Genomic DNA, 22,607 nt, shown 5'->3' with positions numbered 1-22,607 from the left:
TGCAGCACCGAATCGGTTACTGTCCGATTCATGCGTCTTCTTGCTCGGGTCGGCAGCTTGCGCGCGGTCGTCGCGGTGACCGTCGGGTTCATCGCCCTCAACATGATTCTCGTGGTGCTCGGCAACGTCACGGACTACGGCACGAACGAGGCGTTCGTGCAGCACGTCCTCGCGATGGACACGACGTTCGGCGAGGGCCTGAAGTGGCGGGCGATCACGAGCCCCGCCGTCGTCACGATCGTCTACGTCGCGATCATCCTGTGGGAGGCGATCTCCGCGGTCCTGCTGACCGCGGGCACCGTCGCGTACCTGCGTGACAAGGAGGACAGCGCGCGCAAGTTCGCGTCCGCCGGCCTGCTGATGATCGTGGCGCTGTTCCTCGGCGGCTTCATCACCGTCGGCGGTGAGTGGTTCGCGATGTGGCAGTCGAAGGACTGGAACGGCATCAGCGCCGCCCTGCGCATGGTCACCATCGCGGGCTTCGCGCTGATCCTCGTGCACCTCAGCCCGCGTCGGGCCACTCAGTAGTCGGCTCCACGCAGAACACCGGCCCGACGCCCGCGTCCGCGCCGAGATCACCCCACCAGTCGCGCTGCTCAGCGTCCTCGATCGAGTCGATCACGACCATCCCACCGGCCTCGTGCACGAACCCGACGAGGTCGCTGAGCACGTGCGACACCAGCTCGTCCGGCTTCTGGCAGCGCCCCTTCACCCGCACGGCCGCCACCCCGAGCGACCGCACGAGCTCGATCTCCGCGGTGGAGCCGGAGAAGTCCCGCGCGCCGATGTGGATCCCCATGCCGGAGAGCAGGTCGAGGTTGTCGGCGGCCTCGCTGTCCTCGGACGCGAGCACGTGCACCGGAAACCCGAGCAACAACCGCCCTGCCTGCAACCCGGTGTCCGCGAGCACCCGCCGCACGTCCCGGACGAGGTCAGGACTGTTCGCCATGCTCTCGGTGAGGCAGACAGCGAGCATCTCCTCGTACCGGCACGCGGTCTCGGCGGCCGTCCGCAACATCCACTCGCCGAGCGGCAGCATCAGCCCGGTGTGCTCGGCCATCCCGACGCACTTCTCGTGCGGGATGAGCCCGACGTCCCGATGCCGCCAGTTCAACTCGGCCTCGACGCACACCCGCGCCGTCCCGTCGAGCTTCATGACGGGGTTGAACACGACCTCGATGTCACCGTTCTCCCAAGCACCGGGCATAACGGCGGCAAGAGCGAACTCCTCCTGCTCCCGCTTGTCCTGCGTGGCGTCCTGCAGCCCCCACTGCCGCCGCCCGCTGCGCTGGGCACGCCGCAACGTCATGTCCGAGGCCCGCAGCACCTCGGCGGGATGATCACCAGGATGCAGCCGGGGCAGCACCCCGATCGACGCCGACACCGCGACCCCGTTCTCCCCGAAGTAGACGGGCTCGGCCAGTTCGTGCTCGATCGTCCGAATCGTCGTGTCGACGTCCGGCGTCTCGGGACCGTTCTCGACGAGCACGGCGAACTCGTCACTTTCCAGCCGCGCGACCATCGCCTTCTCACCGGAGAACACAGAACTGAGCCGCTCGGCGACAAGTTTCAACACCTTGTCGCCGACCTCGCGCCCCAGCCCGTCCGTGATCACCGCGAAGGCGTCGAGATCAAGGTGGTACAGCGTCACACCGTGCTCAATGTCGCTGTGCAGCAACGATTCCAGCCGAGTAGTCAGGTACTGCCGGTTCGGCAACCCGGTCAACGCGTCGTGCAACGACTGGTACTGCAACCGCCCGCCGAGCAACGTGAGCTGACTGTCGTCGTCGATCATCACGACGAAGTGTTCAGGCTTGTCCTCGGCGTCCCGCTGCACAGTCGCCGCCAGCAGCACCCGGAAGTGCTCGCCATCGCGATCAATGAGCCGGGGCCGCTCCTCCACCCGCCGCATCCGCCCGTACCGCAAACTGGCCAACGCGTCGTTGATGAGCGGCAGATCAGCCGGAGCGATCAGGTCCGTCAACGTCATCCCGTCGACGTCCTCCCGCCGAAGGATGTTGCACAGCGCCTCGTTCGCGCGCATCAACTCCCCGTCGAGCCCGACCATCGCGATGCCGGTGGACGAGTGGGCGAAGATGTCCTCGAACCGCTCCTCGCTGGCCTGCAGGTCCAACTGCACAGCCCGATTGGCCCGCAACAGCGCCTGACTCACACTCTCCTGCTGCTCCAGGACGAACGCCTGGATAGCAGCGGTGTACGCCCCGGCCACGGCCCCGATGACCAACGCGGCCTGCTGGGCGTCCGCCCCCTCCTGCACGATGAACCGCGCAAGAACCTCGACGGACTCCCGCAAACTCTCAGCGCCGACGCAGTGGATCTCCACGAGACGAGTCCCCACGACGGTGGCCACAGCGGGATCTTCAGCCAGCGCCTCGGCCACCACGTTGAGCAGCTCGCGCAACTCCTCAGTCAGCTTCGCGGCGGACAGAGGTATGTACGCGGTACGACTGACCTTCATAGCCCAGTCGCGCGCCAGCTCGTCGCGTCCCACGGGACGTGACGGTCTCGCGTCGTCCTGGCTCGGCAATCGTTCCACCTGACCTGCTCGGCGAGCAACGGTGCGGAAGCCTACCGCCAGCAAACCGCACCGTCCCAATGCGCAGGGACGTTCCCCCAACGGGGTAATAGCGATCTCTGAGCGTTACAACATTTCCTCGCTCAATCGGATCAATTTTCTCACGAACAAGCCCAACCCTCGACCCTCGATCGGGCTACACGCGGCCAGCGGGAACTTCACCTCGATGAACGGCAGCAGGCACGGCCACCCGAGCGATGCCGCAGGCGAGCCGTCCTCACCACTGCGGTCCGGACGGGGTGGACCCGGCTTCTGATCAGATTGGCGGGGTCCGGGGCGGAGCCTCAACCACCCAGAATATGCCGCAACTGCCCCAACAAATCCGACCGCGACGTGGACCCCAGCCGCTGCCTCATCCGAGCCATGTGGTGCTCAACAGTCTTGGCGGAGATGAACAACCGGTCCCCAACCTGCCGATAGGTCATCCCCTCCAGAACCAGCTGAGCCACCTCCCGCTCCCGATCACTCAACTTCCCGGCATCCTCCACCACGGCAACGGCATCGGCCTCACGCCGGACAGAAACCGGCCGCCCCTGCAACAACCGGGCACAGTCCAGCAGCCGAACCATGGCCTGACGATCGGACGTCCGGATAGCAGCCTGCCCAGCCAACCGGGACGCGTCCCACCACAACCCGACCGCGTGCAGGCTACGAGCAGCTTCCTCAACCCGATCAGCATCAACATCGCCGGCGACGACATCCAGCCAGCACTCAGCCGCAGCGGACAAGATCGCGCAGTACCGGCTCCGCTCCCGGAACCCGGCCAACGCGGCGGCGTGCTCCTCGGCACCAGCCGTGTTCTCATCGATGATCGCCGCGTGCAACAGCCCCCAGCGCAACTGGGCGGCCCACAACGGCGGATCCCCCAACGCCTTCAACAACCCAAATGCCTGGGCAAGATGCGGAGCCAACCGCTCCTGATCCCGCAACCGGGCAGCGGCAGCAGCGAACTCCCCCAACGGCAACAGGCTGAACAGATCCACCGGATGCCGAAGAACAGCCTCACAGGCCTGTTCCCACGTACGCCGCAACGTGGCCAAGTCAGAGTTCCGCCGAGCAACCCCGACCTCGAGAGCCACCGCGAAGATCCAGTCACGAGGCTCGAAAGCCCCGCGAACGGACATCAACGTCTCCCGGGCAACAGCCAGGTTCCCGCGCAACATCTGCAACCAGGCCTGCAACAACCGGTGCCGAACGGACATCAGCACCCCACCGGTACCGGTCTCCACTGCCCGATCCAGCACGGACTCGGCAACGCTGGACTCACCGCAGTGCACAGCCACCAAAGCGGCAAGAGCAGCCGGGCTGTCCGGCAACAACACCGCCCCGCCGGCAGGTTCGAGCATCGACGAAGCACGGACCAATGTGGACAGTGCCGCGGTCTCCCCTCCGGCCACCGACTGCCGAACCCCTTGCACCATCAACGAGGCCGCCCCGCCGAGCATGGTCGGAGGCTGAGGAGGCGTCTCCTCGAACAGGTGCCCGGTCCCGATCAGCCCGATCCCGGCGAATGCGGCCGCATAAGGCGTAGCCGCCCACCGAAACAGCTCAGTGCTACGAGCCAGCTGCCCCCGATGGGCAAGGGCAACAGCCGCAACCTCAGCAGCAGTCCGCCGATGCGGCGAGTCAGAAGCACTGATCACCTGATCAGCGAGCCGCAAAGCACCATCCAGATCGCCGGCCATCGCCGAAGCCGTGGCCCAAGAGGCAGCAGTCTCGGCAGAAGGCGTCCCTCCACCGGTAGAGGCCTTGAACAGCCGGGCAGCAAGCGCGGGGTCGGAGGACAAAGCCTCACGAGCCGCCGCAACAAAAACAGGCCCACCGATCCCGGTGTCGACCAACGGCCGAACCAGCTCCAACACCGGCCCACCACGGTCAAGCTGAAGCTGAGCCAGCTTCTGCCGCACAGCGATCCGCCGCTCGGCACGGGTCAACGCCCCGACAGCCCGATGCGCCAACGGCACCAACGTGCCGTCCTCAGCGAGCATGCCGGTAGCCCGAGCGGCCTCGATGATGTCGCTGACCTCGTCGAAGTCCTTGTCCAGCAACGCCGACAGGAGATCCAGCCGCTGAGCGGCCCCGGCTTCCGCGGCCAGCAGGAACTTCTGCAGATCAGCGTCAAGCCAGTCCAACTCGGCACGGAACGCGCCCAGCACCTCAGCCGACACCTCGGCAACTGCCCCGAGGCGCTCCACGAACAGGGGCACACCCCCGGTTTGCGCAAACACGAAGTCCGCAACAGGCTTGGGAGCGCCAAGCAGCTCACGCACCCCATCGCGGGAAAGCGGCGCCAACGGCACGACAACAGCGCCACGGGTCAGCTCGGCCAGCACCGAGCGGCGCGGCCAGGGGCGATAAGCCAGCACCAGAAGCGGTTCATCGGCAAGAGAGCGCAACGAAGCATCGTCCAGCAGGTGCGCGTCGTCGACCACGCGCACGGCGGTGTTGGTGATCTCCGAAAGCAGCGCTGTCTTGCCGTAACCACCAGGCGCCGCAACGACAACGCGCAGGCGGGTGCCCGCGCCGGCGTCGTTGATCCGGTCGAGCACGTCTCGCACTGGGGGGTCCAGCACCAACTTGGCTCGCGTGGTCACGCTCAACGGCCGTCCTCATCATCGTCTCGGGAGCGGGAGCTGGAGTTCGAGCGCCGTCCGGCGGGCCTCAGCGCGCTCGTGACGCGCTTCACCCGCCTCGGCGGCAGTTCCAGCGGGGACACGTCCACCGGCGGGCGGGGCGGTGGAGCGGTGAAGTCGTCGTCGGCGTCAGGGACCTCGCCGACGGGGAAGCGCAACGACGCCTCGCGGGTGTGCACGAGGACCGACGTCTCGAGCGGTTCCGGCTCGACCGCGGGACCGAGCAGCACCAGCCGCGCGGCGACCGCGAGGCCCTTGGCGACGGAGTGCTCGGGGGCGGCCTCCGCCAGCACGCGGCAGTCGACCGACGACGACAGCGCGTCGCCGATCACGGGCATCCGGCAGGCGCCGCCGACGAGCAGCACGGCGTCGGGCTGCACCGCCCCGACGGCGCGGACGAAGGTGCCGACCAGGTGGTCGACGGACGGCCGGATCTCGTCCACGAACTCGTCGCGCGCGATCTCGACGCCGCTGACCACCACGGACGGGCTGGACGGGCCGAACGCCCGTTTCGCGGCCTCGCACTCGGCGGACGACACCTGGCCGTCCTTTCCGAGCCGGCCGCGCACCAGTCCCAGCAACAGGTCGTCGAAGTCGGCACCGGTGTGGTGGTCGACGCCGTCGACATGGTTGACCAGCTCGAACGTCCGGTTCTGCGCCCGCCGGACCACCGACGCGGAGAACGCGTGGCTGCCCAGCGAGAACACCGCCAGCGACGCCTCGGGCATCACCCTGGACCGCATGGCGTGGTTCTCGGCCGCCGCCAGCGGCTCCGGCACGAGCGTCACCTCGGACAGTCCGACCGCCCGCAACGCCGCGTAGAGCTGCCCGCGGCGATAGGGACCCCACCCGGCCGGGTGACTGACCGCCAGGTGACGGGGCTGCTCACCCTCTCGGGCGACGACCTCGCCGACGACCCACATGATCAGCAGCGCGGTGAGCTCCTCGGCCGGGCACATCTCCGGACCCAGCGAGAACGGGACCGCGTCGCCGATCCGGCGGGCGAAACCGGAGGCCGACCAGCCCACCACCCCGCGCTCGCCGACCGTGAACGTCCCCGCGTCCGTGAGCTGCAGCAACGACGGCACCACCAGGGCGATCTCGGCATCCCGGGCACCGTCGAGGCGGCACACGGCAGCCGTCGTCCGGGTGGTGCCGACATCGACTCCCAGTACGTACGCCAAGTCTCTTCCTCACCTGTTCGCAGCAGCGACCAGTACCTACACGGGTGAACAAGAGACGCTCAAGTGAGGCCCCTAATCCCCTAGGGGGTCAACGACCGTCACCCCATCGGGGAACGGGGATTCACTGGGAGTGATCCCCGATGCAGGTGACGGCCCCGCTCTCATAACTTTCAGCCAACACACCCCGCACGACATCCGCGTCTCACAGGAGTGCCCTCAGATGACCCAGCCCAGCACGCTCCACGACTTCGTGCTCAACCTGCTCAGCGACCCGTCGCTCAAGGACGCCTTCGCGGCCGACGCTCAGGGCACCCTGGAGCAGGCTGGCCTGGCCGACATCACCGCCGTCGACGTGCAGGAAGTCATCCCGCTGGTCCTCGACCTGCTGCCCGCCACCCCCGCTGGCCTGCCCGCCATCGACGGTGTCGACCTGACCCTGCCCGCCGGTGACCTCCTCGCGGACGGCCCGCTCGGCGCCATCAGCCAGCTGCAGGCGGTCGCGTCTCAGCTGACCTCGTCGGGCGTGAACCTCACCGACCTGCAGACCTCGTCCGCCGGCATGCTCGCGGCCAACGGCGACGGCCTCCAGTTCGCCGTGGCGAACAGCACCCTGGGCGAGTACGCCCGCGTCGGCCTCGGCATCGACGGCGACTTCTCCGCCGTCAGCGACGTGACCTCGGTCCTCGACCAGACCGCGTCGCCGCTGACCGGCACCGTCCTCGACGTGGCCGACACCGCCACCGCGACCGTCGACGCGCCGCTCGACGGCGTCACCTCGGCCGTCCCCGGTGCCGACGGCATCCTCGGCCAGCTCACCGGCGTGACGGGCCTCGGCCACGACGCGCTGGGCGTGCTCGGCGGCGGCGACCTGAGCCTGGGCGTGCTGAACACCAGCGGCCTCGACGACCTGGCCAACGGCGACGTCGGCCTGCACTCCCTGGACACCGTCGGCCAGGTCACGGGCACCGCGACCGGCCTCGTCGGCACGGCGACCGGTGTCGCCGGCTCCGTCACCGGTGACCACGGCGTCGGCAACGTGCTCGGCGGCGACCACGGCGTCGGCAACGTGCTCGGCACCGTCACCGACGTCACGCACAACGTCCCGGTCGTCGGCGACCTGGACCTGGGCCTGCTCGGCTGAGCCACCCTCCCCCGGCGGACCGGCCCTGTCTCACGAGGACAGGGCCGGTTCGTCGTCTCTCCTGACGAAACGATCGTCGCCAGGGTTCGGTGAGAAACGTCACCGTCCGTCCGAACAGCCCCGTCAGCCAGAACAAAACCGGTATCGCGTTCGAGGCTTTCACCCAAGGGGGTGAACACGGCACTATGAGTCAGGTGATGGCACCGCCCTGGCTCGACGTGCTCGACGAGACGATCGGGGCCTGCGTCACGCACCGGCGGCCCGATCTGGAGGCCCGGCTGCGCGAAAAGCGGGCACAGCAACTCGACCCCAAGTTGCGCGTTCTCGTCGTCGGCGAGTCCAAACAAGGCAAGAGCCAGCTCGTCAACGCGTTGCTCAACGCCCCCGTCTGCGCGGTGGGCGACGACATCACGACGACTGTGCCGACCTTCGTCCAGCACGCCGACACCCCGTCGGCCGCGCTGGTCCGCAACGCGTCCGCGGGCGGGTCGATCTTCCACACCCCGACCGAGCGCATCGCCGTGCCGATCGACCAGGTGACGAAACAGGCCGCCGCGCAGCACGTCGTGCGGGCCGAGATCGGCATCCCCCGCGCGCTGCTCGACAGCGGCCTGGTCCTGATCGACACCCCCGGCGTCGGCGACACCCGTTCCGCGCACACCGCCAGCACGTTCGCCACGCTGATGCAGGCCGACGCCGTGCTGCTGGTCTCCGACGCGACGGGCGAGCTGACGGCGGCGGAGATGACGCTGCTCAAGAAGGTCATGGAGGCCTGCCCGAACGTCACGGTGGTCGTCACCAAGATCGACCTCGTACCGAGCTGGCGGCACGTCGTGGAGCGCAACCGGGCCCTGCTGGCCCGCGCCGGCATCCGCGCGAAGCTCATCCCGGTGTCGAGCGCGCTCAGGTTGCGCGCCGCGAAGACCGGCGACCAGCGGCTCAACACCGAGTCCGGGTTCCCCGAGCTGGTGGCGTGCGTGCAGAGCGACATCGTGGCGAGCGCCGACCTGCTGGCCCGCCGCGCCGTCGCCGTGGTGGCGTCGAGCGCGCTCACCCAGCTGGTCACGCCGTTGCGCGAGGAGCTCACGGCCCACGACTCGTCCCGCACGGTCGCCACGATCTCGACGCTGCAGGAGGCCCAGCGCCGGGTCGACGAGCTGCGGCGCCGGTCGGCGCGCTGGCAGAACGTGCTCAACGACGAGATGGCCGACCTGATCTCCGACGTCGAGTACGACCTGCGCGACCGGACCCGCAAGATCCTGCGCGAGGTCGACAAGACCTACGACGAGGCCGACCCCGCGATCGGCTGGGACAAGTTCGAGCAGTGGCTGGAGGACAACCTCAACGAGGCCGCCACCACGAACTTCGCCTGGCTGATGGAACGCGCGGAGTGGGTGGCCGCGAAGGTAGCCAGGAACTTCCCCGTCTACCGCGAGGACCTGATCCCGGGTTCGGTGCTGCCGGACGACCTGCTGGAGCCGGCGAGCAAGCTGGAGAAGCCGAAGATCGAGCCGTTCTCCATGCCGCAGAAGCTCTTCACCGGTCTGCGCGGCTCCTACGGCGGCGTGCTGATGTTCGGCCTGGTCACCTCGCTCGCGGGCATGCCGCTGATCAACGTGATCTCGCTCGGCGCCGGCGCGCTGTTCGGCGGGAAGTCCATCCTGGACGAGAGCGACCAGCGGCTGAAGCGCCGCCAGGCCGCCGCGAAGGCCGCCGCGCAACGGCACGTGGACGACTTCTTCATGAAGTTCTCCAAGGACGTCCGCGACTCGGGGCGGCACATCCAGCGCTCGCTGCGCAACCACTTCAGCACGCTCGCCGAGGAGCTGCAGGAGACGTTGCTGGAGTCGGCCCGCAGCGCCAAGCGCGCGGTGCAGGACGACCAGACCGAACGCGAGCGCAGGATGCGGGAAGGCCGCAAGGAGCTGGACAAGCTCGTCACGCTCTACAAGCGGGTACAGGCACTCGGGGGTCCGGCGATGGAGCTCACCGCGTGACATTGGACCGCGTCGTCTGGTCGATGCTGCAGGAGGCGCTGGGGGTCTACCGCGACAGCCCCCGCGCCACGGCCTGGCTGCGCTCGCACGTCGAGCGCTACACCGAACCCGTGCGGATCGCGGTGGCCGGCCGGTCGCGGATCGGCAAGTCCACTGTGGTCAACGCGCTGATCGGCGACGAGTTCACGCCGCAGACCTCGTTCGTCTGGTACCGCGGCGGTACCGAGGCGCGGGCGCACGTGTTCAACGGTCCCGGCAGGCCGCACGAGCTCACGATCGGCAGGCGGGGCAACCGCCACCACGTCGAGACGGGCCAGTTCGACCGTTCCGACCGGGTCGTCGTCGACTGGCCGGCGCGGACGCTGCGCGACGTCGTGCTGATCGACACCCCGTCCGAGGCCACGCCGGACCAGGTGCTCGGTGACGCGGACGCGTTGCTGTACCTGATGCGGCACGTGCAGGACGAGGACCTGAAGTTCCTGCAGGCGGCCAACGACCACCCGATCGCCCGGACCGCGGCGGTGCACACGGTGGCGGTGCTCGCCCGCGCCGACGAGATCGGTGCCGGGCGGATCGACGCGTTGTCGTCCGCCAAGCAGATCGCCCGCCGCTACCGCCGCGACCCGGCCGTGGAACCGTTGTGCCAGAACGTGGTCTCGGTCGCCGGACTGCTGGCGGTGGCCGCGAGGACGTTGCGCGAGGACGAGTTCGCGGCGTTGCGCGTCCTGTCGTCGCTGGGCCGTGAGGAACTGGAAGACCACCTGCTGTCGGCGGACCGGTTCGTCGGCGAGCAGTTCCCGCTGACGATGGAACCCTTGGTGCGGCAGGTGCTGCTGGAACGGTTCGGGATCTTCGGCGTCCGGCTGATCACCGCGCTGATCCGGCAGGGCTTCGACTCGCAGGTGAAGCTGACCGGCCAGCTGGTGCAGCGCAGCGGCCTCGGCGAGCTGCGCGACTCGATCGCGGTGCACTTCGTCGAACGCCGCGAGATCCTCAAGGCGCGCTCGGCGCTGCTGGCGCTCGACGTGCTGTTCCGGATGGAGCCGCGGCCGAACGCCCGCAAGCTGATGTCCGACCTGGAACGTGTCGTCGCCTCCGCGCACGACTTCCGCGAGCTCCGGCTCGTGGCCGCGCTGCAGTCCGGGCGGATGAAGCTGCCCGCCGAACTGCAGGCGGAGGCGTTGCGGCTCGTCGGCGCCGAGGGCGTGGCCCCGTTGGCACGGCTGGGTTTCGAGTACGAGGCCGACGCGCGGGAGCTGCGCGAGGCACTGCTCGACGCGCTGCTGCGGTGGCAGGCGCAGGCGGCGGACGTGCACGCCTCCCATGACCACCGCAAGGCCGCGCAGATCGTGGTCCGCACGTGCGAAGGGCTACTCCCCCAGTTCAGCTGAGGCACGATGGTCCGCATGGAACTCGTGCGTTGGCAGGCCGAGCACTTCGGCTACATGCTGCGGTGGGCGTCCGATCCCCGGATGACGGCGTTCGTCGGCAACGGCATGCCCTGGACCCCGGACTACGTGACCGAACGGCACGAGCAGGCGTTGCGGCACTGGGAGGTGCACGGCTTCGGTCTGCACCTGGTCGTCGAGGACGGCGTGGTCGTCGGGCTCGCGCAGATGCTCGACGGCGACCTGGGCGAGATCGAGATCGGCTACTGGATCGACCCCGCGCACTGGGGCCGCGGCGTCGCCTCGCGGGTCGCCGTGGAGCTGCGGGACAAGGCGCTCGCCATCGCCGACAGGGTCGTGGCGGGGACCGACGCGCGCAACCACGCGTCCGGGCGCGTGCTGGAGAAGGCAGGGCTGACCTACTTCACCAGCAGGAACATGCACGGAAGACTTCAGCACTGCTACGCGTTGGACCGGGGTATGAGCGACAAGGGAGTCCTGCGGTACAGCGCGTTCACGACCGATCCGGCCGGCGGGAACCCGGCGGGCGTGGTGCTCGACGCGTCCGATCTGGCCGACGACGAGATGCTCGCCATCGCCGCGAAGGTGGGTTACTCGGAGACGGCCTTCGTGCTGCCGAGGGGCGAGCGGTCGTTCGACGTGCGGTACTTCAGTCCCAAGGCGGAGGTGCCGTTCTGCGGTCACGCCACGATCGCCACGTCCGTCGCGCTGGCGGAGCGGATCGGGGACGGGCCGCTGACGTTCCACACTCCCGCCGGTGAGATCACCATCGAGACCTCCGGTGGCACGGCTTCGCTGACCAGCGTGCCGACCAGCACCTCCGAGGCCGACCCGGAGCTGGTGGCCGCGGCCCTGGAGGCGTTGGGCTACAAGGAGATCGGCGACGGGCCGGTGCACGTCGGGTTCGGCGGCGCCCGTCATCTGCTGATCCCCTTGAAGGACCGCGAGCAGTTGCGCGAACTGGACTACGACTTCGACGCGTTGCGCGACCTGATGCTGGCGCACGACCTCACGACGGTGCACCTGTTCTGGCGCGAGTCCGCGGATCTGGTGCACGCCCGCGACCCGTTCCCGGTCGGCGGTGTCGTCGAGGACGCGGCGACGGGCGCTGCCGCGGCGGCGTTCGGCGGCTACCTGCGCGACCTCGAAGGGCCGCAACGGTTCGTCATCAGCCAGGGCGAGGACATGGGCAGGCCGTCACGGCTGGAGGTCGACGCCACGCGCGAGGACCGCCGGGTGACCGTGACGGGTGCAGCGGTCCCTATCCGTGTTTGATTGCCGCTGCTCCGCAGACGGCGGCGAGTTCGTCGGGAAGCCGGTCGAACTCGCTATCCCTTGACCCGCTCCAGCACGACCACCGGGATCTCGCGGTCGGTCTTCTGCTGGTACTCGGTGTAGGCGGGCCAGACCTCGTTCATCAACGTCCACAGCCGGTCCCGCTCGTCGGGGCCGGCCGTGCGGGCACGGGCCTGGAACTTCTCCGCCGCGACCTGGACGTCGACCACGGGTTCCTCTTCGAGGTTGAGGTACCACGACGGGTGCACCGGCTTGCCGCCCTGCGACGCCACGACCACGTAGTCGTCGCCGGAGGGTTGGTAGATGAGCGCGGTGCGCCTCTTCTCACCGCTCTTGCGCCCCATCGTGGTCAGCAGCAACGTGTGCACGCCCGGCCGCCACTCGTGCCCCTCGGCGCCGTCGGTCTCGACGTACTTCTGGATGTGCTCGTTGACCCAGTCCCTGGGAGAGTCCTTGACGGCCATGGGTTCGACGCTACTGCCGCGGAGCGCAGGGTGCGCGACAGCAGCGTCGAACCGAGGGGTGCGCACCCTCCCGCGCCGGACCCGTGAGCGCTGCCGCAAGCGCCGGGCCGGAAGATCGATCGAAGTCACTATGCCCCGATCGAAGGGTGGCGGCGCATTCAGAAGGGGGATACAAGGTCTTTATGCCCGAGTTGGAGCTCCGACACCTTCGCGCGGTGCGAACCATCGCCGAAGAAGGCAGCGTCACCAGGGCCGCGTCGCGGCTCGGACTCACCCAGCCCGCCCTGTCCGCCCAGCTGCGCACCGTGGAACGCCTGGTCGGCGGCCAGGTGTTCGACCGAACGCGCAACGGTTGCGTCCCAACAGACCTGGGCCGCCGAGTGCTGGGCACGGCAAGGCTGGTCCTCGACGAGATGGCTCAGCTGATGAGCACCACCCGCGAGTCGGACCGGCGCGGGCCGCTGATCTTCGGCTGCATCCCGATCCTGTACTTCGCGTCGGTCGTGTCGGGGCTTCGAGCGCTCAACGCCGACGTGCGCGCGGAGGTGCGGCCGTCGTCCGCCGAGATCGTGGACATGCTGGAGGCAGGACAGGTGCACGTGGCGCTGTTCGAGTTCTTCGACGGCATGCACGCCAGGGACCTGGCCGGGATCGAGCTGCGGAAGCTCGTGACGGAACCGGCGTTCGTGGCGTTGCCGGAGACGGATCCGCTGGCACTGCTGGAGGAGGTCGATCTGGCCGACCTCGCCGACCGGGACTGGGTCACGCCGCCCAAGCAGCACATCGGGAGCCGGACGCAGATGTTCCAGGTCTGTGCGGACGCCGGGTTCGTGCCCCGGCTGACCCATCACACCGGCGAGGCCAGCATGGCCCGCGGGCTGGTGGCCGGAGGGTGCGTGTCGTTCGCGGCGGCGCCTTCGCGGACCGGGGAGGGGATCGTGATCCGGCGGTTGCGGGGAATGCCGTTGATGACGGACGTTTTTGTTGCCACCCGGCGGGATTCGCCGGTGGCGGGGCGGGCGCACGAGGTGTTCGCGTGCGCCGCCGACGCCTACCGGTCGGTGCTGGACCGGAACCCGGAGTACCGCAAGTGGTGGGACGCGCATCCGGAGGCGCATCCCGAGTTCACCTGATCGTTCAGACCTTGATCGGACGGGACTGGCGGCCGATCAGCTTCTCCAGGTCAGGGCGGACCTCCGCGAACACGCCCTCGCGGATCGCCTTGAAGAAGTCGACGAAGATCGCGGGCACGCCGGCCGCGATCAGGTCGTCGTCGCTGACGTCCTGGAAGCGGTCGCCGGCGACCTCCGGGAACGACCACGCGGTCGAGCCGGTGAGCTCGTAGGTCGCGTTCTCGTGGCCGTCGGTGGTCAGTGCCACGGCGGCGGCCAGGGCGTAGTCGTCACGGGCCGCGCTGGCGATCCGGCCGTCCTTCGTGGAGACCGCCACGGTGTCGCCGGCCAGGGCGCCCAGGTAGTTCTCGTGGTACATGCCGTTGCGCAGGAACGTGAACGGGATGCCGGTGGCGCGGATGGCCTCCTCGGTCGCCTTGTGCACGACCGCGACGCCCACCGTGGACGTGTCCGCGTCGGTGAGGCTCGTGTAGAAGATGTGGCCCACGCCGTGCTCGACGGCCTTGGCGACGGCGTTCTTGTGCTGCTGGATGCGGGTGTCGGCGTCAGGGGCCTCGCCGGACACGATCAGCAGCTTGTCGGCGCCGCGGAAGTCGAGGGTCTCCGGCTGTTCGAAGTCGCCCTGGCGAACTTCGATGCCTTCCTGCGTGATCTTCTTCGGATCGCGCACAGACACGATGACCTGCTCGTTCGTGCGGTCGAGGACGTAGCGGAGGACTGCGTTGCCCAGCTGGCCGGTTGCTCCGGTGATGAGGATCGTCATACCCACGAAGCTAGAGAAAGCGCTAACCTTTCGTAAGTACCTACTTCAGAGTCGGGTACTTACGTGGAGGTGAGCATGCAGGTCACGATCTGTCCCGAGCGCGCGATCATGGAACACGTCACAAGCCGGTGGGGAGTGCTGGTGTTGCAGGCGCTGTCCAACGGTGAGGCGTGGCGGTTCAGCGAGCTGCGCCGCGAGCTGGAGCTGGCGAGCGAGAAGATGCTCACCCAGACGTTGCGGACGCTGGAGCGCGACGGGTTCGTGCATCGCGAGGTCTTCCCGGTCATCCCGCCGCACGTCGAGTACGCGCTGACGCCGCTCGGCAAGGGGGCCGCGAGCCACCTCGTGGCGCTCGCCCACTGGATCGAGGCGAACCAGCCAGAGGTCGCCCAGGCGCAGCAACGCTATGACAACCCCTGAGGGACGCCGGAGTGTTGGCGATTAGACATCGGGTCAGTCACCCGAATGCGCAGTGAACGTTCTCACTAATCCCCTAGAAACGCGGACAAGTCCTCGGATGGGTCACGATTAGGGGGCGCCAACCAGCCCCTCGCACTGGCATAGTGGACCAATGGCCCAACCGTTCACCGACGAAAGCCATCCGGCTGAGCCCTATCCGGGTACTCGTCCAGACCACTGTTTCGTTCACGTGGACGAAACAGGCTGGCCAGTGCGGCCGGACCTCACCATGGAGTCGGGATGGCGGGTCGAGCCGGAGAACATCGACCTAGACCAATGGCTCGCGAACCACGGTGAACCGCCGTTGGCGGGCCGGATGCCGGTGCTCGGCTACGGCTCGAACGCCAATCCGAGCAAACTCACCTGGCTCCGCGAAGAGCTCGGTCTCGAAGGCCCCGCGGTCGTGCTGCGCGCACGGTGCGAGGGCCTTTCTGCTGTCTGGGCCGCCGGTCTGCGCATGCGCGACGGGCAGCGGCCGGCAACGCTCGCGGGAGCGCCCGGCGTCACCGAAGAGCACTCCATCTGGTTCGCCACGCCTGAACAGCTGCGTGTGCTGGACCGTTGCGAGGGCCGCGGACTGCGCTATCGCCTTGTACGCGTGCACACGGGCCGTGTGGTGCTCTACAACGGTGGCGTCATCGACAGCGTTCTGGCGTACACGGCAGGCTCCAAGAAGCGGATGCCCGTGCTCTTCAACGGCCGTATGGTCCGTTGCGCGGACGTCTCGCAGCGAGGCGCGCGTGTGCTGGGCGAGAGGCCTGCGATGACCGACGGACTGGAAGTGACCGAGGTCCACGGCGAGCCGTCCGCCGACGACTGGCCAGAACTGCTGTTCGTCTACGGCACCCTCCAGCCGGGCGCAAGCGCTTGGCACCTGATGGAGCCGCACGTCGTGGAGTCCGAGGAGACCCACCTGCCCGGCACGTTGTTCGACACGGGCCTGGGCTACCCCGCTCTGCGCCCCGACGCCGGACTGGGCGTGCCCGGCCACGTGCTGCGGCTGAGGTCCCCCGAGGACGCGCTGCCGTTGCTCGACGAGTACGAGGGCGAGGACTACCGCCGCGTGCGCGTCGTGCTGCCCGATGGCCGGATCGCTTGGACGTACATCTGGACCGCGGCGGTGCAGGGGATGTCGGAACTGCCCGACGGCTGGGACGTCCACCAGATCCGGTCAACCATCGAGTGAACTTCCGGCACGGTGTGTGGGCAAGTTGATATTTGGGCACATCCTTCGGTGGTAGGAGGTGCACCCATGACTCGTCGGTTGATCGCATGCGGACTGGTGCTCACAGCGTTTGCTGCCGTTACGGCCTGCGGGACGAGAAGCTCGGACAACGGCTCGCCGCAGACGCTGCCGACGTCGACGTCCACGCCGCCGTCGACCACCGCGCCATCGTCCACAGAGGCCCCTGCGGGCAACTCCGGCGCGGCCGTGCCCGCCGTGAAGCGCTGCGACTCGGCCGTGTTGAAGGGCGAGGTCGCTCCCACGGACGCGGGCGCGGGCAACAGGTACGGCAAGTTCGTCGTCACCAACACGGCCACGATGCCGTGCACGCTCAACGGCTACAGCGGTTTCCAGCTGGAGAACGCGTCCGGCGCGGTGCCGACCAAGCTGGAGCGCAAGGCGGATCCGGGGCCGGCCGCGATGACGCTCGCGCCGGGTGGCAAGGCAGCGGCGAACCTGCACTGGGGCGTCGTGCCGTCCGGCAACGAACCCGTCGAGGGGCCGTGTCAGCCGGAGGCGTCGAAGGCCGCCGCCATCCCACCGGATGAGACCGCGCCGCTGACCGTGCCGTGGACGCTTGGCCCCGTGTGTTCCGGTGGCCGGATCGAGATCAGCGCCTTCTACGCTTCCTAGATGGACGCACCTGGATGGCTCGCCGTGCTGCCGCACGGCGAGCGCATCGCCTTCTCGCTGCGCACGGCCGGTGTGCCGGTCATCGTGAGCGAGAACATCGAAGCGGCTGTGGAGGCCGCTGATCGGCCGGTCGTCCTCATTGGACACTTCACCGCCGCACCCGCCGCAGTTCGTTATGCCCAAACGCATTCCGGGCTCGCCGCGCTCGTGTTGGTGTCGCCGGTGCTCGGCATGTGGGACGGCGCGTCCAACGAGCTGGCCGACCTGATGGACGAGGTCTCGTTCGGGCCGGCGTTGGGTGAGCTGCCGACGTTGTGGTTGCACGGGTCGGACGACGAGATCGTGCCGATCTCCGACACGCGGGCGGGCACCGACAGGATCCGCGGGACCGCGTTCGAGGAGCACGTCGCGGACGGGCTGCTGACCGACGGCGAGGCCGTCACTCGGGTGCTGGAGTTCACCCGGAGGGTCATCTGACACCATTTCGGGTGTCATGGACGAAGACGACCTCGTGCTGCTGATCACCGTGGTGGTCGAAGCGGCGAACGAGCACCAGGCGCGTGCCGCGTGCGACGCGCTCATCAACCGTGCGGGTGCCCAGATCCTGGACGCCCGCGACTGCTCCGACGAGGAGCCCGGCTGCTGGGCCGTCGTCATCACACGGCCGAGCACGGAGAAGGCCACCCACAACGTCGCCGCGGCGCTCGCACGGGCCGTTCGCACCTTCGTGCGCGGACTGGGCGAGGACTTCCCGTTGCCGCGGGTGGCGTGCGAGCCGCCGACGGCGTGGACCGTGCTGGACGAACCCGAGGTCATCAACAGGCTCGTGCCGGGCGCCGAGCGCGTCATGGTGGAGGTCTGGGCGGGAGATGACCCGTTCGGGGCAGGCACTCCGCGTGACAACTCGCCCAGCAGGCCGTCTTGATTCACCCGGCCGGTCGGTGCTCGTGCACGACAGGCTGTAGGCGGCATTGTGAGTGTCACGACACGCGTGGGCAAGGGGCCAGCGGCGCGCTCAACTGATCATTAAATCAAGGCCCGTTCGAGTGGATTCAGGCATCCACCCGGTTAGCCGATCTTCGCTCTCAACTGTGAAAATCTGGGCACAATCTCTACTAAGGGTGGTCGTCAGACCACGCTGTTCCGGAGGGTTCGGGAGCCGACATGGCCAGCATCGAAGAGGTCCGTGCCGCAATTGCCCAGGCGATCGACAAGGCGGCTCAAAGCCAGTCCGCCCTCCAACAGGCGGCTGAGCTCGCCGAGGACGCGCAGCAGCTGCTGACATCGGTCACGCAGGGCTCCGTGCAGGCGGACGTCGAGACGACGAACGCCCAGTTCGCCCAGGTCGTGTCTGGCGTGAGCGAGCTGCAGAACTACCTCGGCGCCGGCATTTCCGGGGCCGAGGGCATCAACAGCAGGCTTTGATGGCGTCCATCGGCGAGGTTCGTGCCGCGCTCGAGCAGGCGGGCGAGATCCTGCGTGAGTCGTACCGCAACGTGCGATCAGCGCAGGAGGGCCTCGACGAGGCGGTCGCGATCCTCGCCGAGTCGAGCGAGAACCACCACGAGTCCTTGCTTCCAGTCGAGTTCGTGCGCGCGAAGGAAAGATTCCCTGATCAGCTCGAGCTGATGGTGGGAACCCTAGAGCGCATCCAACGACTCACCGTGGAGCTGTGATGAGCAGGCGGGACGACCGGCGACAGAGGATCGAGGACGCCTTCGCGGAGTTCCAGCGCGCTGTTTCGGCCGCGCTGGGCGCTGTGGCGCGCGAACACCGCGCGCTGGCCACCGAGCACGCCAAGGACATGTTCGAGTTCACCGTGCGCGGCATGGGGATCGACAAGGCGTTGCAGGACGTCGCTTTGAAGGACGTCACGTCGTTCCTGACGGTCGACGAGAAGCGCGCCAGGAACCCGCGTCAGGCGCCGCTCTCGATGCCCCAGTTCGCCGAGCGCCTCGCCCAGATCGAGTACGACTGGAAGCAGTCGTTCCACGAGTGGACGACCTCGGGCCCCGAGCAGCTGACGGAGCTGGTGAACTCGGTGGCCGCCGGCCCCGCGTCGTTGCCGCACGAGTCGTGGCTCGGCCATCCGGGCACGCACGACGGCAGCGAGGGTGTGCCGGAGCTGTGGCGGATCGGCACCGGTGTGGTGACGTCGGCGCCGACGCGCGTCCCGTTCCCCGTGGCGGTGCCGCTGCTGGACCAGGCGCACCTGCACATCTCGTCCACTCCGGACACCCGCCAGCTCGCGGACACGCTGGTGGAGAGCCTGTTGCTGCGGGTGCTGTCGCACTTCCAGCCGGGGCTCGTGCACGTGCACGTGTGGGACGTCGGCCAGCTGACCGGGTCGTTGCCGGGTCTCTACCCGCTGACCCGCGCGAACCTGCTGACGGTGCACGACCCGGCACGGCTGCACGAGCTGCTCGACGAGCTGTCCGAGCACATCCGCCAGGTGCACACCAAGGTCCTGGTCGACGGCCACCTGACCGTTCGTGCGGTCAGCGGTGAGGGCCGGCGCACCGAGCCGTGGCGGATCGCCGTGCTGTTCGGCAACCGCAAGGCGTTGAAGGAAGACCAGCAGCAACAGCTGCAACGCGTGGCGCGCAACGGTTTGGCGTGCGGCGTGCAGCTGTTCATCGTGGACATTCCGATCACGGTCAACTCGCCGGTGGAGACGGTGTCGCTGCGCAGCGACGGCACCGCGTTCTGCACGATGACGGGCAAGAGCGTGACGGTGACGCTGGATCCCGCACTGCCGCGCACTTTGGTGCCGCGCGCCTGTGCCGCCATCGCGGAGAAGCGCGAGGAACGGCGTTCGCGCATGGGCAAGTTCGAAGATCTGCTGCCCGACCGGCCGTGGACGGAGAACTCGTCGGCCGGAGTCATTGCGCCCGTTGGCTTCGACGACGGCGAACAGGTCTGCGTACAGCTCGGCGACACCTCACCGCACGCGTTGATCGGCGGGCCTTCCGGCTCGGGCAAGACGAACTTCCTCTACGCGATGCTCGGTTCGTTGTGCGCGCGCTACTCGCCGAACGAGCTGGAGCTGTACCTGCTGGACTTCAAGGAAGGCGTGTCGTTCGCGCAGTTCGCGCCGGGCCGCAAGGACCCGTCGTGGCTGCCGCACGCGCGTCTGGTCGGCGTGAACGTCAACACCGACCGCGAGTTCGGCGTGGCGCTGCTGCGGTACCTGTCCGACGAGATGCGCCGGCGTGCGGACGCGGCCAAGCAGCACGAGGTCACCAAGCTGCAGGACCTGCGCGCGGAGGACCCGTCCGGCCGCTGGCCGCGGATCGTCGCGGTGATCGACGAGTTCCAGTACCTGTTCGGCGAACGCGACCAGGTCACGGCTGCCGCGACGCAGCTGCTGGAGGACGTGGCGCGCCGCGGCCGTTCGCAGGGCATCCACCTCGTGCTGTCGTCGCAGGACGTCTCGGGCATCGAGGGGTTCTGGGGCAAGTCGGCGATCTTCGAGCAGTTCACCGTCCGCATCGCGCTGCCCAAGGCCCGCCGGGTGCTGGCGGAGCCGCAGAACGACGCCGCCGTCGAGCTCCCGCGCTGGCACGCGGTGATCAACCACGAGTCGGGTGTCAAGCCCGGCAACGAGATCTGCCGCATCCCGGACTCGACGTCCAAGGGCACCATGGACTTCCTGCAGACGGAGCTGTGGCGCCGCGAACCCGGCAGGGCACCGGGCCTGTTCGACGGCAGCAAGATCCCGCTGATCGACGCGACGCAGGACTTCCTCGATCTGCGACCCGGCGAGGCATCGCCTACGGTGCTTCTGGGACAGGTGATCGACGTCGCGGGCAGCGCGGCACGGGTGCGGTTCGCCCGCACGCCGGGCCGCAACATCGCGGTGGTCGGCTCCGTCGTCCAGGACGCGGCCGCGGTGCTCGGCGGAGCGGCCGCGTCACTGGGCAGGCAGCACCGCCCGCACGAGGCCAGGTTCACGCTCGCCTGCCTGGTCGAGGAGGCGATGCCCTCGGCGTTGCATCTGGCAAAGCGCCTGAGCGCCGACGGGCATGATGCCGAGGTGGTCACCATCAACGGCATCCGCGACCTGCTGAACGCGACGGCGGCCCGGTTGCAGTCGATCAACACGGGCGAGACCGACGCGCCGCTGACGCCGCACTACCTGGTGCTGTACGGCGTCGACGCCGCGCAGACGTTGCTGGAGCAGAAGGATCCGACAACGCGAACGTCCGGTGTGGACAGTCTGCGGACGGTCCTCAAGCACGGCCCGGAGAACCGCACGCACGTCCTGGGCTGGTGGCGCGGCGTGCAGAGGCTGAAGGCCAGCCTCCCGCCCGGCGTGTACGACGACATCGGCGCCTGGGTGGCGTTCGACGTCCAGGGCAAGGAACTGCTGTCGCTCGGACCGGAACAGGTGATGGCGTGGTCGCCGAGGCCACGCCGAGGCCTGTTCTTCGACAGGTTCGAGCACTCGCGACCGCAAGTGATCATCCCGTTCGACACAGGAGAACTGTCATGAACCCGATGATGACGACGATGTTCGATCCGGTCCCGTCGCAGCGTCAGAGCGAGGAGGTGATCGAGGTGCCCACGATCTCCGCCGTTGAGCGCTACAAGGAGATCATCGCCATCGCCACGGACGCCGCGGCCCGCCAGCGCAAGCTGGACGAGGTCCGGTGCGCCGAACTCGCGGAGCGGCTCGCGTCGACCCAGCACGAGATCGCCGAGGTGCGCGATCGCGAGCGGGTCGTGCGGATGGGCGCCGCCCTGCACTGGGAGGCGGCGGTCGAACAGCTCTGGAACGAGCGCTGGCTGCAGATGGTCACGCCTCCCCAGCCGGACGAGTCGGTCCCCCCGCGCCCGCAGGGCGAGTACAACAGGGCGATGGACCTCGCGTACCAGGCGCTGGAGGACTCGCTAGCGAAGCGGACCCTGTTGCGCCGCAAGCAGAAGGACTGAGTGCGCCGGTTACGCACCACCGCCGACGTGCAGGACGCCAGCGACGACCCGATGGTCCGCTGGGCAGCCCAGGCACTGTCGTGCGGTGGTGCGGCCTGGGCCCACGGCGGCGCCGTGGCGGTGCACGCACCTTCCCTGACCCGACGCCGCCGGCTGGTCCTCTCCGGTCCGGCCGAGGGCGTGGCGTCGCTCTTGGCGGCCCACGGCAGAGGCGTCGACCTGCGCCCGCTGCTGGAACGCAAACTGGCCGACGAGGTGGAGCCGTTGATGCCCACCCCGTGGGTAGAGGACAAACCTTTCGGCTGGATGGACCGCACGGGCGACCTGGACCTGCCCACCGACGCCGACTGGCTGGAGACCACCACCGGCGTGGAACCCCTCCTGCGCGAGGCCAACCCCCACTCCTGGGCCTGGCCGGGCGAAGCGGGAGTACGCCGCTGGGCAGGCATCCACCAGGACGACACCCTGGTGGCCACGGCCGCGGAAGCCTGGTCGTCCACCGACGTCGGCTTCATGATGGGCGTGGCGGTCCACCCCTCCCTCACAGGCCGGGGCCTGGGCCAGCGCATCTGCCAGTTCGTGACGTCGTCCCTGCTGACCCTTTACGGCACCTGCGCCCTCTTCGTGGAGAACTACAACGCCCCGGCCATCGCCGTCTACCGCAAACTCGGCTTCGCCTACCGGGACGTCACCACACTTCTCCCTGCGGCCTAGGTCACTTTCCGGAACAGTCGTCACC

21 protein-coding genes are annotated in these 22,607 nt (G+C 68.7%); 16 read left to right on the top strand and 5 right to left on the bottom strand.

Annotated elements, in window-relative coordinates:
- Nucleotides 1-30: 30 nt before the first annotated feature.
- Nucleotides 31-528, top strand: coding sequence for a DUF2165 domain-containing protein (locus ACSHWB_RS17545; protein WP_439663083.1), 498 nt, complete (start codon nucleotides 31-33; stop codon nucleotides 526-528).
- On the opposite strand, the gene ACSHWB_RS17540 is transcribed toward ACSHWB_RS17545, so the two are convergent.
- From ACSHWB_RS17540 to ACSHWB_RS17530, 3 genes are all read right to left on the bottom strand, one after another.
- Nucleotides 503-2,512 (bottom strand): diguanylate cyclase domain-containing protein, encoded by a 2,010-nt coding sequence (locus ACSHWB_RS17540; RefSeq protein WP_439663082.1) that lies wholly within the window; start codon nucleotides 2,510-2,512, stop codon nucleotides 503-505. The genes ACSHWB_RS17545 and ACSHWB_RS17540 overlap by 26 nt on opposite strands.
- A gap of 368 nt (nucleotides 2,513-2,880) precedes the next feature.
- Entirely contained in the window at nucleotides 2,881-5,145 is a 2,265-nt protein-coding gene (locus ACSHWB_RS17535) for a helix-turn-helix transcriptional regulator (RefSeq protein ID WP_439663081.1), read from the bottom strand.
- 47 nt (nucleotides 5,146-5,192) lie between these two features.
- On the bottom strand, nucleotides 5,193-6,413 hold the full coding sequence (locus ACSHWB_RS17530) for an Hsp70 family protein (protein ID WP_439663080.1): 1,221 nt from the start codon (nucleotides 6,411-6,413) through the stop codon (nucleotides 5,193-5,195).
- 220 nt (nucleotides 6,414-6,633) lie between these two features.
- Between ACSHWB_RS17530 and ACSHWB_RS17525 the strand changes: the two genes are divergently transcribed.
- The 4 genes from ACSHWB_RS17525 to ACSHWB_RS17510 all read left to right on the top strand — a co-directional run bounded on the left by ACSHWB_RS17525 (nucleotide 6,634) and on the right by ACSHWB_RS17510 (nucleotide 12,235).
- Nucleotides 6,634-7,554, top strand: coding sequence for an IniB N-terminal domain-containing protein (locus tag ACSHWB_RS17525; RefSeq protein WP_439663079.1), 921 nt, complete (start codon nucleotides 6,634-6,636; stop codon nucleotides 7,552-7,554).
- Nucleotides 7,555-7,751: 197 nt separating this feature from the next.
- Nucleotides 7,752-9,551 carry a dynamin family protein gene (locus tag ACSHWB_RS17520; RefSeq protein WP_439664619.1) on the top strand — a complete coding sequence of 600 codons (1,800 nt, stop codon included), beginning with the start codon at nucleotides 7,752-7,754 and terminating at the stop codon, nucleotides 9,549-9,551.
- Entirely contained in the window at nucleotides 9,548-10,942 is a 1,395-nt protein-coding gene (locus ACSHWB_RS17515) for a hypothetical protein (protein WP_439663078.1), read from the top strand. Before ACSHWB_RS17520 ends, ACSHWB_RS17515 begins: the two co-directional genes overlap by 4 nt.
- A gap of 15 nt (nucleotides 10,943-10,957) precedes the next feature.
- Nucleotides 10,958-12,235, top strand: coding sequence for a PhzF family phenazine biosynthesis isomerase (locus ACSHWB_RS17510; RefSeq protein ID WP_439663077.1), 1,278 nt, complete (start codon nucleotides 10,958-10,960; stop codon nucleotides 12,233-12,235).
- Nucleotides 12,236-12,288: 53 nt separating this feature from the next.
- Here ACSHWB_RS17510 and ACSHWB_RS17505 read toward each other — a convergent pair whose 3' ends face one another.
- Nucleotides 12,289-12,720, bottom strand: coding sequence for a nitroreductase family deazaflavin-dependent oxidoreductase (locus ACSHWB_RS17505; RefSeq protein ID WP_439663076.1), 432 nt, complete (start codon nucleotides 12,718-12,720; stop codon nucleotides 12,289-12,291).
- 182 nt (nucleotides 12,721-12,902) lie between these two features.
- On the opposite strand from ACSHWB_RS17505, the gene ACSHWB_RS17500 reads away from it, so the two are divergent.
- Nucleotides 12,903-13,853, top strand: coding sequence for a LysR substrate-binding domain-containing protein (locus ACSHWB_RS17500; protein WP_439663075.1), 951 nt, complete (start codon nucleotides 12,903-12,905; stop codon nucleotides 13,851-13,853).
- Nucleotides 13,854-13,857: 4 nt separating this feature from the next.
- On the opposite strand, the gene ACSHWB_RS17495 is transcribed toward ACSHWB_RS17500, so the two are convergent.
- The gene (locus ACSHWB_RS17495) at nucleotides 13,858-14,616 is read right to left on the bottom strand and encodes an NmrA family NAD(P)-binding protein (RefSeq protein WP_439663074.1); all 759 of its coding nucleotides are present in this window, start codon (nucleotides 14,614-14,616) and stop codon (nucleotides 13,858-13,860) included.
- 75 nt (nucleotides 14,617-14,691) lie between these two features.
- On the opposite strand from ACSHWB_RS17495, the gene ACSHWB_RS17490 reads away from it, so the two are divergent.
- The 10 genes from ACSHWB_RS17490 (at nucleotide 14,692) to ACSHWB_RS17445 (ending at nucleotide 22,582) form a co-directional block, all read left to right on the top strand.
- Nucleotides 14,692-15,036, top strand: coding sequence for a winged helix-turn-helix transcriptional regulator (locus tag ACSHWB_RS17490; protein WP_439663073.1), 345 nt, complete (start codon nucleotides 14,692-14,694; stop codon nucleotides 15,034-15,036).
- 229 nt (nucleotides 15,037-15,265) lie between these two features.
- Nucleotides 15,266-16,261, top strand: a complete 996-nt coding sequence (locus ACSHWB_RS17485) for a gamma-glutamylcyclotransferase (protein WP_439663072.1) — start codon at nucleotides 15,266-15,268, stop codon at nucleotides 16,259-16,261.
- A gap of 66 nt (nucleotides 16,262-16,327) precedes the next feature.
- Nucleotides 16,328-16,933 (top strand): DUF4232 domain-containing protein, encoded by a 606-nt coding sequence (locus ACSHWB_RS17480; RefSeq protein ID WP_439663071.1) that lies wholly within the window; start codon nucleotides 16,328-16,330, stop codon nucleotides 16,931-16,933.
- A complete protein-coding gene (locus tag ACSHWB_RS17475; RefSeq protein WP_439663070.1) occupies nucleotides 16,934-17,410 on the top strand; it encodes an alpha/beta hydrolase in 477 nt (158 codons plus the stop codon). It abuts the gene before it with no gap.
- A gap of 16 nt (nucleotides 17,411-17,426) precedes the next feature.
- A complete protein-coding gene (locus ACSHWB_RS17470; RefSeq protein WP_439663069.1) occupies nucleotides 17,427-17,858 on the top strand; it encodes a hypothetical protein in 432 nt (143 codons plus the stop codon).
- Between the two features lie 239 nt (nucleotides 17,859-18,097).
- Complete coding sequence (locus tag ACSHWB_RS17465) at nucleotides 18,098-18,358, top strand: hypothetical protein (protein WP_030481403.1); 261 nt, start codon at nucleotides 18,098-18,100, stop codon at nucleotides 18,356-18,358.
- Nucleotides 18,358-18,609 carry a hypothetical protein gene (locus ACSHWB_RS17460; protein WP_090007412.1) on the top strand — a complete coding sequence of 84 codons (252 nt, stop codon included), beginning with the start codon at nucleotides 18,358-18,360 and terminating at the stop codon, nucleotides 18,607-18,609. The genes ACSHWB_RS17465 and ACSHWB_RS17460 overlap by 1 nt, the downstream gene beginning before the upstream one ends.
- Entirely contained in the window at nucleotides 18,609-21,428 is a 2,820-nt protein-coding gene (locus ACSHWB_RS17455; RefSeq protein WP_439663068.1) for an FtsK/SpoIIIE domain-containing protein, read from the top strand. The genes ACSHWB_RS17460 and ACSHWB_RS17455 overlap by 1 nt, the downstream gene beginning before the upstream one ends.
- Entirely contained in the window at nucleotides 21,425-21,868 is a 444-nt protein-coding gene (locus ACSHWB_RS17450) for a hypothetical protein (RefSeq protein WP_439663067.1), read from the top strand. The genes ACSHWB_RS17455 and ACSHWB_RS17450 overlap by 4 nt, the downstream gene beginning before the upstream one ends.
- Nucleotides 21,869-22,582 (top strand): GNAT family N-acetyltransferase, encoded by a 714-nt coding sequence (locus tag ACSHWB_RS17445; RefSeq protein ID WP_439663066.1) that lies wholly within the window; start codon nucleotides 21,869-21,871, stop codon nucleotides 22,580-22,582.
- The last annotated feature ends 25 nt before the right edge of the window (nucleotides 22,583-22,607 follow it).

The sequence above is a fragment of the Lentzea sp. HUAS TT2 genome, from assembly GCF_051853195.1.
In the GTDB taxonomy this organism is placed as follows: Bacteria; Actinomycetota; Actinomycetes; order Mycobacteriales; family Pseudonocardiaceae; genus Lentzea.
The sequence above is the reverse complement of the archived record's forward strand: the minus strand, read 5'-3'. Positions and strand labels throughout refer to the sequence as shown.